The organism is Bacillus sp. FSL K6-1218 (assembly GCF_038006445.1).
Lineage (GTDB): Bacteria > Bacillota > Bacilli > Bacillales > Bacillaceae_G > Bacillus_A > Bacillus_A thuringiensis_S.
This window is the reverse complement of record NZ_JBBOVE010000003.1, coordinates 24,532-36,952: the sequence shown is the minus strand read 5'-3', so window position 1 is coordinate 36,952 and position 12,421 is coordinate 24,532. Positions and strand designations below refer to the sequence as shown.

Genomic DNA, 12,421 nt, shown 5'->3' with positions numbered 1-12,421 from the left:
TTACTATTCTCCAAAAGTATACAACATACACTTTAAGTATATTGAAATTATTGGGAAAACGTTATAGAATAAAAAGTAATTACAGATAAACAATCTAAAGAAACACATTTATATAATAAAAAATCACAAAAAAATAAAACTCCACCTCAGTTTTTAATTGATCTAGGTCGGCAAACTTTGAATCAATTAAAAACTCCCATTAGCAGAGTTTTAATCACAAAATTATTTATGACTAAATTATATCATAAGTTATAAAGGTTTGTGAATACAAAACTCTCTAATTCTCTTATATTTAGGTGGGAAATTTAGGGAGGCTTTTTCATGTTCACAAACAATGATTTTGATATCAATGAACTTACAAATATAAAATTAGATACCACAAGCAACATATCATCAAAGTTCCTCATGCGTGGAGTAAAAATGTTTGATGAAACACGCCATTATCTACTTAAAAATAACGAGCTAGGCAAATATGCACTTCCTTCATCAGCCTTAGCAACCTATATTTACTTACATTTTTATGTAAATGATGTAGGTTTATTACCTCGTGATTTTAAATTATCTATTATTTCCAATGCTTCTGGTATTGCATATACGACTGTACATACAGGATTTCAAGCATTATTAGAATCTGGAATGATTCGAGAAGTTTTTATTAACGGAATCTCAATTTATGAAATTTGTAACTATGCTAGATTAAACCGTACATATAAAGAAACAACTAAACAAGACATTGGAAAACTCTCTTATTTCCGAATTCCTAACCATTTACTAGATTCTAAAGTTTTAAAACAATTAGTTTCTCACCGTGACTCAAAAGGTATTCTATTACTTTTAGACTTATGTAATACATTTACTAGAAAAATAGGTCTAGAGAATAAAAATCAAATTGAAAAATTCATTACACAACGCACGATGAGTTACCTAAAAGAAAAACTAGGACGTAATGCTAAAAAAGTACGTGAATACTTAAAGATTATTAGACCTATTTTCCCTTTTACAGCTTCAAATACAGAAGTGCGTAAACCTAATATGGGTAGGCTTACTCGTATCAAAGAGTATGTTGAACAAATTTTTATCAAAAAATTTAACGTTCACATTTCTGCTGAATGTGTAATTGAATCACAAAATAAAGTTTTAAGACAACAAGAAGCACATATGAGAAAAGAAGCAAAGAATCGCTTGAAGTCTTTAAAATTAGCATTGACTATGAAAGAAGACAATGATCTTATTGTTGCATTTAAAAATGAAATCTCCACAATTGCTCAATTTCTAAAACATACAAAAGATATTAAGAGATTTATGACATATACAATGACATATGCGTTAGATGAGCTAGAGAATTTTGTGAAATCTGGTAACAAAGTAAGCGTTTTGGGAGCGTTTATGCGTGCTAAATTCCGTGAATCTATTCTGTCCTGGAGGACTAAATATATACCAGATGATTCTTATAGCGATATGAGGCATGATCTAGTGCTGGCTCTAACAACTAATAATATTCCTGTACCAGATGCCTTAAAGGCATAAAATAAAAAATTAAAAATCTACTTTATTTCAGCCTTATGCTTTATTTTTTAAAATAAAGCATAAGGCTATTAGTCGTGGAAAACTATAAAGGAAACAAAAAAGAACACCAGGAAAAGTAAGTTTTAAACATCAACTCTCCTATTCTTGTGTTCTTTTTCTATTTTCTCTATTACGATTCAAGACTTGTGTATATGTGATAATACGATAGAAAACTTGTTTAATTGTTAATTATTGAATAATCTTCTTGTTAATTGTTAATTATTTAGTAGACTTCTTGTTAAATTGTTTATTCTACATTTAAATATTTTTAATAATTCTTTTACACTTAGAGCCTCAAGGCTTTTACGCTATCTCCCTTTGCTCTTTATATTTATTTGAATTAGTTATTTATTATTGTTCCAATTTTTATTTTTAAAAATGATAACTTTACATTTATTTGTAATATGTACATAAAAATGAATCCGACAAAATTAAACTATTATTCAATTAAAATTTAGAATTTTTTTTTATTAATAATTAATAAATTTAGCGATTTTTGACTATTTTTAGGGAAACTAAGGGAAGACAAAGGGTTCGGCCTATTATGTATATAAAAGATATATATAACTAATATAGTTTGTAGAAAAACGGAAGTGTAACACTTGGAATATGGTTATTTTGCTCAAGAAGTAGCAAAGCAATTAGAAATAAACGCCAATACACTTCGTAGATGGTCCATTGAATTAGAAAAGATGGATTACACATTTGAACGTAATGATCGCAACCAGCGAATATATTATCAAAAAGATATAGAGATACTGAGACAGATGAAAATATATCTAAAGCAAAATTGGAAACTAGACGAAGCCGCTGCCACTGTTAGTAATGAAGACATTGCAGCTCCTGAGACATTTAAAGACAATACATCGAATAGCCCTCAGGATGCAGAGAATAAGCTATATGAGGGGATAAACGCAACGGAAACGGATAAGCGTTCACGAATCTGATAACGCTGATATAACGCTTTTAGAGGCTGAACGTTCACAGGAAGAGAGTTTTATGATGAAAGAACGGTTTGTACACATGTTTGAACAACAGGATAAAATAGTCCAGCAAAACCAAACCATTATAGATCTATTAATACAGGAACGATCCATAGCAGAAGAAAAGGACCAAGAAATTAAATTGCTACAAAATAAGTTAGATAAAGCCATAATACTACTACAAGAAGATAAGAAAGAGATTCCAGTTCCAAAGAAATCCTTAATTCAGAGATTGTTTAATTTGTAAGAAATTATATGCCGCATATAATGGATTGATTACATGATTTAGTAGAAGTGTGTGAATCCCTCAAATCTACACTTCTACTATTTTTATATAGATGAGCATTTGTTCTGTCACTTTACCTATAAGTTGGCCTTTTGTTTATGCGAACTTTTATACATATGAAGTAAAGGAAATAAAGACAATGATTGCTTTTAACCACTAAAATATAATGAGATGAATAAGAAACTGCATACGTAGGTGAAGAGGATATTTCACAAGGTGTTGATAAGTAGGGAATTGTTGGTGAGGATAACTTCTTATAATGAGACGTTATGTTAACTTTACATGCATGTTTATTAATTACCTGATTAGAGATATGTGATCTAAACTTAGCTTATTCGAGGTACTAAGTTTTTTAATAAGAATAGTCATTTCTTGTTATGATTAAATTTATAATATTTTTTAGGGAGGAACTCAATTTGAAGAAAACATTAATGGTTGGAGCATTATGCTTATCGATCGCTGCTTTAACTGCATGTAGTAATGGTGGTGAAGAGGCATCCACTGAAGCGAACAAAAATGAGATTATTGTACATATACCTAAAGAAAAATCTAGAAACCTAGAACGATTTGAAACATTTTCTCAAAATGTAAAAGATAAGAAAAATGACGAAATACAAATTAAAAATTATTTAACTGACGAGGAAGCAAAAGTACCAACTTTACAAACTGTAACTTATAAAGATGAAAAATTCACTTTTACTTACAAGTACAAAAACGACTATAGAAAGGATATATGTAATAAGCTTGTTACTCCTCAAGAAACACATGGTATAGCATATATGCTAAGAGATTGTGAACAGTCAGAAGATGGTATTATACTTCATAATACAGCGAAGGACGGTGAAGGAGTACACTCCATAAAAGATAAGTCTATTGAATTTATTGAAGTTGAGGGGGATAAAACCTACATATTCGTAAAACAATTTGATGTCGGAGCATTCGTGAACGCTATCACTCATATCGGGCATACACATTCAAATATATCCAGTACATACAAGCCAAATTTCAAAGTAAATGTTCACTTTTTAAGTGGAACAACTCAAACATACTATTTGTGGATTGACAAAGAGAAATCCCAAGGAATAATTATGGATTCAGAACAAACGAACCAAGGACATGAAATCGATAAAATATTTGTAGATGACATCATAAAAGCGTTAAATTAAAACGATATATTTTAATACGCCTTGTTAAGATGCACTTTTAAGATGATTACATTAACTCCATTACTATGTTAAAAATTGATTGCCATCACAGGTGATTTTCTTATACTCTTCTATACTTCCGCTAACGATAATTATGTGAACAAGAAAGTCCCCCAGCTAAACAATCTGGAGGACTTTTTTTATGGAGGAAAGGAAGATATCAGTCTCCCCTTTGGTTTTCCCCCTAGACAAGTTAAAACTTAAAACTACCCAATCATATTAGATAAATTACTCATAATCTATAATTTGAATGACTATGTAAAACTTTTAAAATACCTTATAAAACCTTAATTTATGCTTAGATTAATATATAAATTAAAGGGAGAGAAAAAACTATGCAATGTATAAACTGTTCTCCAGTACTTCACTGTGTTTATTTTGGAAATAGACCATTTTGCTACTATAAACTACAATGTACCATAAAACCTTGCCCAACTATACCAGACATTCCGATAATAATCGGTCCAGGACCATTAGGACCGGTAGAAATGTCCTCAAATTCTCCTACAATCATGTCATATTCATCTGAACCTAGTTGTTTTGCGCGTTGCATGCAAATAACAGGTGGTAATTTCTACGCCTGTCAAAATGTGTGTAAACCCCATTACCAGTGATTTGACATGTTGTTATAACAACACGTCAAATCAAATACTTCCTTTGCTTCGCTAAATCCGTTTTGTTTGACCAACACATTAATATGAATTTTTGTTAAAAAGCATATAATATGGTTAATTTTAGGGAATTGCCAAATTATATACAGAAAATCATCTGGAAAATATAAACTCAAAGGAGGAAAGATCCTTATGTCTTATTCTTGGAGAGCACCGATATCTGGAGACAGCAATACCCCTAACATAGCAGGAGTGAGCGGCGTAAGTAGCACATACAACGGTGTTTTGGGCGCTACCACCGCAGATAATCACTCCGGTGTAGCAGGCGTTTGTGATACAGGTAATGGACACGGTGTATACGGTCGAAGTGCCCAAAACGATGGAATAGTTGGTACCACACAAGGGAATGGAAAAGCAGGTGTAGCAGGTGTTTGCGACACAGGTAACGGAAACGGCGTATACGGATTTAGTAAACAAGGAAACGGCGTTATTGGAAAAAGCTCCTCTAATGGTTCTGCCGGCGTAGCAGGTGCAAATGATGAAGGCAATGGAAATGGTGTATATGGGTTCAGCGCAAAAAATGATGGAGTATTAGGTATCACAAAGGGAGATGGAAAAGCCGGTATAGCAGGTGTAAATGAAGGAAGCAACGGAAATGGTGTATATGGTCAAAGTAAGAATGGAAATGGAGTAGTAGGGTACAGTTCTTCTAATATTCATGCCGGTGTAGCGGGAGCAAATGACAACAGAGTAGGTGTTGGTGTTTATGGTAAAGGTGGTCGACTTGCGGGCATGTTTGAAGGAAATGTTGAAGTGACAGGAAATTTAACTGTTCAGGGTATTGGTGTTCAAACATTGCTTCAACGTGTTGTTCAACTTGAACAACAATCTACAAATTTGGGACAGTTTGTTCAACGTATAAACTCCTTAGAACAAAAAATAGTTGCCTTACAAAGTCAAGTCAACACTGCAGTTAGCAATTTAACTGGTAGAATTACACAAGCCGAGGTCTCAATTAGCGATCTTAAAGCCAGGGTGACCCAATTGGGAGGTTAATAAATATTTTTGCTCGTTCCTTTGTTTTTGGGTGTGAGTGCAAAGGCTGGGGGGAAGCGAAGCGAGAGGCTAGCCCCTTTTAGTGTCATAGAAATTCAAAGTAAGAGTTAAGTTATGAACAGTAAATCTAAGCGGTTCGGCGGGTATAATTGATTGTTTAAGTCGAGCAACTCAATATCCCGTTTTTGGTCTGTTCGGCTTGGCGACATTCCAACCCCCGCCGAAAAAAGTTCCGCAAGGATGAAGCAAAGCAAAAGAAAATACGACCTGTTCCTTGCGGAACTTTTAGCCCTATATATAAGAGTGAGAAGAGCAAAGTAACAAAACCCAGTAATATCAAGGCTTTATAAGGTATAGGGTGTTGCAAAAAATAAACACCTGAAAAATGGAAAAACAAACAGAAAAAAGATGTCAATGACATCTTTTTTCTCATTTTTAAAATAAATAAACTGGTAATTTATGTTTTTTACCAAAGAGCACTACAAGATCAACTTCTGAGAACGAATTTTACGTCAACTATTACCTCTTACGAGGAGCTAGTTGTTTTTTGGTGTGTGCTTCTTGTTACATGTTCTTATATATGCTTTACTTCGCTTGAAGTAGAAAAAAATTACACTTTTATACTTGTGTAAAAGTGTAAAAGTGTTTTAAAGAATTAAACTTATTACTAACTTACATATATATAAGGTGGATGCTTCAGTTATGACAAGTCCAATTTTGGTAGTAATAAATTATGATTGACGCAATGGTGGGTTCAGGTAGTGAGGTTTTTGTATTTAAAGATATTAAGAAAGCTAAAATTTATGGAAAACAGCGAGCAAACGAATAACTAAAAAATTATGATCTTACAAGGGATTCATTTGCACATGGTGGGATGTTTGGAATATATATTTTCTATTTGAATAAGATTGCTGAATACATAAGGGATTTTTCACAACCAATGGATTTCATTTTAAAAGCTATTATAGTTGCAACCTCTATTTGTTTAGTTGGATCCAGTATAAAAACATTTAGTATAGGGGAATAAATGAGTTGAGACTATCTTCTATTATAACTAAAGTGTAAAAAAAGACGTTAAAACATGATTAAAGAAGTAAGTGTTGGTTTGATTAAATTTGAAATAGCATATGAAATACATAAGGAGTTAGGGAGATCAAGCGGATTATGTTCGATTTAGGCATCATTAAGAGAATTGCTAAGATAAAAGTAAAGAAAGAATTTAAGCGTAGGTTTAAAGGAGCAAACAAAATAGTTATTCTCTAAAACTATACAGTGTAAAAGTGTAAAAATAGCAAAGTGTAAAATGATGCGGAAATATGAACTAAGTAGTTGAAGCTGAAAGATTCCATCTTATAGAGTGGATTGTTTTAATTGATGAAATCCATTTAAATGCTCTCATGCAATTAAATGGTGAAGAACTTGAAAAAAGATTATTGGAGAAATTAAAGATAAGTATTAATTATTTTTTACACTTTTTTACTTGTGTAAAAGTGTAAAATTAAGTAGAATAACACAAAAGGAGAAATGAAAAATGACAGTAATTACAATTTCTAATTTCAAAGGTGGAGTTGGTAAAACAACTTTTGCAACTATCTTAGCATACTTATTACAGCAGCAAGGAAAAAAGGTTGGATTAATTGACTTTGATCCACAAGCTAATGCTACTGAAATCATGTTTAATACATTCAATATGGATTCAAATGTAAAAACTAGTCTTTTTGAAGCAATTCAAGAAGAGGATCTGCTTAAATGTGTTGTTAAAGCAAATTCAGAGTTAGATATCTTCCCAAGTGATTTGGATTTAGTAGGATTTCCAGCACATTTATATGACTTAACTAGTGATAAAACAAAGAGATTTTATCTATTAAAATATCTAATTGATCAAATCAAAGAAGATTACGATTACATTATTATTGATGTTCCGCCAACAATCAGTGAATTTACCAATAATGCAATTGTAGCTAGTGATTATGTGGCTCTTATTATGCAAACACATCAACAGTCCTTTGCATCATCTGTAAAGTTTATTGAGTATTTAAAAGACCTTCTTGACTATAATGAGAATATTAAATTAGCTGGAGTTATTCCTTATTTGGTTACAAAAAAGGGAAAAGTCGATAATGAAGTGCTTGAAGACTCTAAGAAGATATTTAGTGATCATTTATTTAATTCACAAATAATGAAACGTGAACGTATAAAATTGTTTAGTAAAAATGGTATTACTAATGAAGATATGCATGATAAAGCGGTATTAGATATGTATCAAAGTGTAGTTAATGAGTTAATAGAAAGGATTGGAAAAGAATGAGCTTTAAAGATATTAACACAAATGAGTTTAGATCTGGAAAATCAAATCCTTTAACAAAAGGTGAGCAACAGTCAAAGGCAATATATGCTACACATACAACTAAGGTTTTAGAAGAAGATCATGTTCGTCTTAAAACATATGCTTTTAAAGACAATAAGAAGATGTTTGAAGTGGCACATGATGCACTTAAAATGTATGAAATGTTCCATAATGAGGGTGAAAAGTTAGGTCTTTCAACTAATGAAGCTGCTGCTAAGGCAATTGAATTATTAAAAAATGGTAAATAACCGTTTCAAGGCATAAGACACAGATTTTATCTGATACATTATTTATTAATAAATAATGGGAAATTTACTTAACATAATGACATTTGCAATATCCAAATGTATTTTTTTATTAGTAATTTTAATAAAATCTATTGTAGATTTGAAATGTTTTTTGATCAAAAATGTTTTGTAAACCTACAAGATATAATTATTAAAAGGAAACCATTTTGAAAAAGATTAATTAATATGGTTTCCTTTCTGTTCATTTAGGCTTTCCAAATCTAAAGAATTTTTAAATGAAAATCCTATTTATGGATTCTTATTTGTAATACTTAGCTAATATCTTGTTTTGTTCTGAAATGTTCTTTGTTAACTTATCTGTGTCTTCACTTAGCATATCCCATAGTAAATGAGAGTTTTCATTCTTGTAAAAAGTGTTAATGTCTTTTAAAGCAGTTTCCATTAAAGATAATGAGTTTAAAACATTTTTCTTCAACTCAAGTGTATCTTGGTTCTTAACATCTTTATTCACAATTCTATCCCTTATTTCTTTTATCTTAGCATTATACTTTAGGGTATTATTCATTCCATCCCCTGTAAGATACCAACTCTCTAACTCGTAGGAGTTTCCTTTTTGAACTATAGCTTCAAAATGTTCTTTAGTATCCTTAAGTAGTGGGAAGAAGTCTTTGTCAAGTTCTTCTCTAAATCCTGTGAATTCATTCTTCATATTATTTGCTTTGTTTACTAAGAAACCAAGAGTAACACCCAGAATGATGATTACAATTAAGGCTCCCATGAATATCTTTTTCTTCATAAACTCCTTCATTAAACCTATAATTCATATATATTAATTATAGGTTTAATGGGTTTGTTAGTAAATAATAAAAGAGAAATTATAGCTGGACTATATTTTCTTTTTTGCACAAGTTTAATAAAATATTTTATTATTTTTTATTGTCTAAAATAATTTTATTTTGCTTTTTTTTCTTTCCTGGTAAATTATATTTTTTTCTCGCTTCAATACCTATCTTTGCGATTTTTTTAGCTTCTTCTTTTGATAATCGCATAAAGATCCTCTCCCCTTCCGTATTTATTTCTATGTTTAACAGATTAGTAAAAATTTATACATACCCCTCTTCTCTACCACATATACATAAAATAAATCTAGGACACTAGGACACTGGTTAAAACTTAAAGTATGAAAATGGAGGGCAAAATGAAAATAGAAGAAAAACAGAGGAAGACACGTTCAGATAAAAAAAAGGACATTAAACCAACTGTTTCTATTAATCTTAAAGAAACAATTTCACGGATTTCCTATATAACTACTACTCCAGTAAAAGATGTAGCAGAGCAGATTTGTTCGATTGGTTTATATTCTAAACAAGTAATGGACCTTTTATCAGAATACTTTAGAAGAGATTTAGTGTTCGGAAATACATGCTATATTGGGGACCTAGAAAGAACGTCTTTACAACGTCAAAAGATAGACGGTCTGACAGATCGTATTACAATTCGTTTTACACAGGAAATCGCTGAAAAGATAAACAGTTTAGCCTATGCATTAGATGTAACACCCTCTAAAGCTACAGCAATATTGCTGGAAGTGAGTTTAAAAAACTCAGCCATTATAAACAAATATTTTAAAATGTATTTACAAGAGCAATTAGACTCTGGAAGACTAAAGGAGTTAAAAAGGATTATAAAGTTTATTAATCAAAATAATCCATACGAAGAAGAATTTTCGTGGACAGAATTTTTGTCTTATATTGTTGAAGAAGTAAAAAGTAATACAAAAAATATTCCTGGAGCTATAAATGATTGGATAGACAAGTATAAATAACACTTTTATATATTATTGTTTTATATGTTTTAAGTATGTATAAAACGTTGATATATATTGATTCCTGCTACCTTAGTATAATAAAAGTGGTTTAAAAGATAATAAATCTGATTCTTACTACAACGAAAAAGGAAGAAAATAATAGGTTATATCATCAAAAGCCTCCAATAAGGAGGCTTTCTTATTGGTTTAGAAGTACTATACTAAAAAAGAAAACGGTTAAGATGTCCTCTTTTACTTGTACAATTGGTGTTAAGAAGGTATTGTATTGCTTAAAAACCATAAAAAAATATAATAATCATCGAGTAAGCCTATTATAGCATCAATAAGTAGAGGGTTTTTATATGCAATACTTCATATATATAGATTTTAATATATTTTATCTATATAGTTAAATTGTCTGTTTCTTGTTTTAATTCGTTTATTTATTTTATTTTTGAGCGCTCCAGTAACGGAGCCTTTTTTTATACAATAAAACATTTTCTTTGCATTACTTAGTTGATCTATATTAACTTTATCTTCTTAAATTATATCCATATTTTACCGAAAGATTATATGTATAACCAGTCTTTCCTAATAATCTAATAGATTGATAATTTTAATGTTATTTGTTAATTGTTATAGAAAAATTTATCATGCAATGAAGATTGAGAAATCAAGAATTATAAAAAATTATAGTATCTTTGGAAAAGTATATTTGTTATCTGTATATTAATATGTTATAATTTTTTCTCTAAAACTACCTAAAAAAGACTGCCTAATGGTGGTCTTTTTTATATGGGTGAGATTGTACTAGTATGATAGAACAGAATTAACGGTATATTGTGAGGGTGATTGGTTATCCCTTCTTTCCATTTGGAAGGAAAGGGGGAATATACCGATGGAGTTTTTGTTTGAGCTTCTAAAAAAATTTGTGAAAGCCGTTGTAGGTGAAGCTTCTGCGTATGTTCTTAGAAAAAGCCCCCCCCCCACTCCTCGTCGCTGTCGGAAGCAAAAGGGTGAGTTTCGTAAAAAATAAATGAATAACCATCACCCTGACGGTAGCAGTTATTAGAAAAGACACCCAAATGTGCCTTGCGATTTAACCCACTTTAACTTTAATAATATGTATTGGATTTCCATCCAAATATTATTTTACCGCATTAAGCAATTTTAGGCATTGAGAAAGAATAAAAGCACTCTTTCGAGTGCCTTCAACTATTCAACTTTTAACTTAATTTCTTTACCAGTCATACCGCCACTAGCTTTTAAGAAAATGCCTTCAGCATCTTTTGGTATATCAAATACAATTTTACCTGTCTGTGTTAGACCAGGATTCAATTGTTTTAAGAAGAAGTCAGTTTTCCCACCATTAGCTAAGTCAAAAGATGTTTGACCTTGTGTTGAATATGTGAATTCACGACCTTTGTTATCTACCAATTTAAAACTATTAGCATCAACAGTGATGGCATCTTTCTGATTATTAGTAAGTGTAACTTCTAAAATTTTAAAGACACCTTGTGCTTGTTCCTTTGTATATTCATTACCCACAGAATCTACTGTTTCCATAGGTCCGACAGCGATTTTTACATCAGAAGATACACCTTCTTTTGATACTGCTGTAGTGTCTGTTGAAGTTTTTTCTGTTGAATCTCCACCACCAGCAACCATAGCAATTATTCCGATTACAAATAAAGCTATAATGCCTAGGCATCCAAACTTAAATATTTTTCCCACGTTTGTTCCTCCAATTATGTAAAATGTAAGATTACCTCGTTAATAATACCAAATTACATATCTTTATATTGTTATATTATGTCTAAAGGAAATAAAAAGATAGTTTGGAAGTTTCAGATTATCTTTCTGTCCTATAATCTATTATTTCTGCTGTACCTCTTATTCATAAATAAAAGACACTCTAAGGTGCCTTCCTCTGACCTGAATCATCTTAATTTTAAATTGGACTTCCATCCTCAACTAATGGAAAGAAGAGGTGATTCAATTATGTACCGATTTGGAGCGTCTCCCATATAGTCAAAAGGATAGCAAGTTGTTAACGTTAATTGTTGGCTCATTTTTGTCTACAATAATTGTTCCACCTTCTGAATCAGTTATCTAGTGTTGTTAATTCTATATGTATATGTTTTATTTTCATGTTCCACAATAAGTTGGTCATTTTCTTTAGAAGATGTGGAGGAGTTATTAGAATCATAAAGAGGAAAAAATGGTTTTGGAAGTAGCGAGATTAAATAAAAAGGGCTAGGATTTTGCTCCTAGCAAAGAGTTATGTCGTACAGAAAGGTAGTTGTTTGTAA

General features: G+C 31.0%; 11 protein-coding genes and 2 pseudogenes. 8 read left to right on the top strand and 5 right to left on the bottom strand.

Annotated elements, in window-relative coordinates; genetic code table 11:
* The first annotated feature begins 321 nt into the window (after positions 1 to 321).
* The 3 genes and pseudogenes from MHI26_RS30470 (at position 322) to MHI26_RS30460 (ending at position 4,001) form a co-directional block, all read left to right on the top strand.
* On the top strand, positions 322 to 1,527 hold the full coding sequence (locus tag MHI26_RS30470) for a hypothetical protein (protein WP_061667671.1): 1,206 nt from the start codon (positions 322 to 324) through the stop codon (positions 1,525 to 1,527).
* Positions 1,528 to 2,168: 641 nt separating this feature from the next.
* Positions 2,169 to 2,796 (top strand): annotated as a pseudogene (locus tag MHI26_RS30465) (MerR family transcriptional regulator).
* 455 nt (positions 2,797 to 3,251) lie between these two features.
* Positions 3,252 to 4,001 carry a DUF4362 domain-containing protein gene (locus MHI26_RS30460; protein ID WP_061667672.1) on the top strand — a complete coding sequence of 250 codons (750 nt, stop codon included), beginning with the start codon at positions 3,252 to 3,254 and terminating at the stop codon, positions 3,999 to 4,001.
* Between the two features lie 439 nt (positions 4,002 to 4,440).
* Here MHI26_RS30460 and MHI26_RS30455 read toward each other — a convergent pair whose 3' ends face one another.
* On the bottom strand, positions 4,441 to 4,593 hold the full coding sequence (locus MHI26_RS30455; protein WP_176520882.1) for a hypothetical protein: 153 nt from the start codon (positions 4,591 to 4,593) through the stop codon (positions 4,441 to 4,443).
* Positions 4,594 to 4,843: 250 nt separating this feature from the next.
* Between MHI26_RS30455 and MHI26_RS30450 the strand changes: the two genes are divergently transcribed.
* The 3 genes from MHI26_RS30450 to MHI26_RS30440 all read left to right on the top strand — a co-directional run bounded on the left by MHI26_RS30450 (position 4,844) and on the right by MHI26_RS30440 (position 8,302).
* Entirely contained in the window at positions 4,844 to 5,707 is an 864-nt protein-coding gene (locus MHI26_RS30450; protein WP_061667673.1) for a hypothetical protein, read from the top strand.
* Positions 5,708 to 7,238: 1,531 nt separating this feature from the next.
* Positions 7,239 to 8,015, top strand: a complete 777-nt coding sequence (locus MHI26_RS30445) for a ParA family protein (RefSeq protein WP_061667674.1) — start codon at positions 7,239 to 7,241, stop codon at positions 8,013 to 8,015.
* Positions 8,012 to 8,302 (top strand): hypothetical protein, encoded by a 291-nt coding sequence (locus MHI26_RS30440; protein WP_061667675.1) that lies wholly within the window; start codon positions 8,012 to 8,014, stop codon positions 8,300 to 8,302. Before MHI26_RS30445 ends, MHI26_RS30440 begins: the two co-directional genes overlap by 4 nt.
* A 298-nt stretch (positions 8,303 to 8,600) precedes the next feature.
* On the opposite strand, the gene MHI26_RS30435 is transcribed toward MHI26_RS30440, so the two are convergent.
* The gene (locus MHI26_RS30435; protein WP_061667676.1) at positions 8,601 to 9,098 is read right to left on the bottom strand and encodes a hypothetical protein; all 498 of its coding nucleotides are present in this window, start codon (positions 9,096 to 9,098) and stop codon (positions 8,601 to 8,603) included.
* 130 nt (positions 9,099 to 9,228) lie between these two features.
* Entirely contained in the window at positions 9,229 to 9,351 is a 123-nt protein-coding gene (locus MHI26_RS30430) for a hypothetical protein (protein WP_255253821.1), read from the bottom strand.
* A 149-nt stretch (positions 9,352 to 9,500) separates the two neighbouring features.
* Here MHI26_RS30430 and MHI26_RS30425 point away from each other — a divergent pair, with 149 nt between their 5' ends.
* Positions 9,501 to 10,127, top strand: a complete 627-nt coding sequence (locus MHI26_RS30425) for a hypothetical protein (protein ID WP_061667677.1) — start codon at positions 9,501 to 9,503, stop codon at positions 10,125 to 10,127.
* Positions 10,128 to 11,007: 880 nt separating this feature from the next.
* On the top strand, positions 11,008 to 11,145 hold the full coding sequence (locus tag MHI26_RS30420; RefSeq protein WP_176523494.1) for a hypothetical protein: 138 nt from the start codon (positions 11,008 to 11,010) through the stop codon (positions 11,143 to 11,145).
* 179 nt (positions 11,146 to 11,324) lie between these two features.
* On the opposite strand, the gene MHI26_RS30415 is transcribed toward MHI26_RS30420, so the two are convergent.
* Positions 11,325 to 11,843 carry a DUF4352 domain-containing protein gene (locus MHI26_RS30415; RefSeq protein WP_061667678.1) on the bottom strand — a complete coding sequence of 173 codons (519 nt, stop codon included), beginning with the start codon at positions 11,841 to 11,843 and terminating at the stop codon, positions 11,325 to 11,327.
* Between the two features lie 236 nt (positions 11,844 to 12,079).
* Positions 12,080 to 12,289 (bottom strand): annotated as a pseudogene (locus MHI26_RS30410) (sortase domain-containing protein); the annotation flags it as partial.
* Positions 12,290 to 12,421 lie beyond the last annotated feature (132 nt).